Below are 678 nucleotides of genomic sequence, written 5' to 3' on the forward strand. Positions count from 1 at the left end.
GAAGCCCCAGTAAACGGCGGCCGTAACTATAACGGTCCTAAGGTAGCGAAATTCCTTGTCGGGTAAGTTCCGACCTGCACGAATGGCGTAATGATGGCCAGGCTGTCTCCACCCGAGACTCAGTGAAATTGAACTCGCTGTGAAGATGCAGTGTACCCGCGGCAAGACGGAAAGACCCCGTGAACCTTTACTATAGCTTGACACTGAACACTGGTCCTTGATGTGTAGGATAGGTGGGAGGCTTTGAAGCGTGGACGCCAGTCTGCGTGGAGCCAACCTTGAAATACCACCCTTTAATGGCTGGTGTTCTAACGTAGACCCGTAATCCGGGTTGCGGACAGTGTCTGGTGGGTAGTTTGACTGGGGCGGTCTCCTCCCAAAGAGTAACGGAGGAGCACGAAGGTTAGCTAATCCTGGTCGGACATCAGGAGGTTAGTGCAATGGCATAAGCTAGCTTGACTGCGAGAGTGACGGCTCGAGCAGGTGCGAAAGCAGGTCATAGTGATCCGGTGGTTCTGAATGGAAGGGCCATCGCTCAACGGATAAAAGGTACTCCGGGGATAACAGGCTGATACCGCCCAAGAGTTCATATCGACGGCGGTGTTTGGCACCTCGATGTCGGCTCATCACATCCTGGGGCTGAAGTAGGTCCCAAGGGTATGGCTGTTCGCCATTTAA

The 678-nt window shown here is 53.7% G+C and carries 1 rRNA gene; it reads left to right on the forward strand.

Going from position 1 to position 678, the window contains the following annotated elements:
- Positions 1-678 (forward strand): 23S ribosomal RNA (locus tag CSV68_RS16500); the annotation flags it as partial.

The organism is Sporosarcina sp. P29 (genome assembly GCF_002743265.1).
Classification (GTDB): Bacteria; Bacillota; Bacilli; order Bacillales_A; family Planococcaceae; genus Sporosarcina.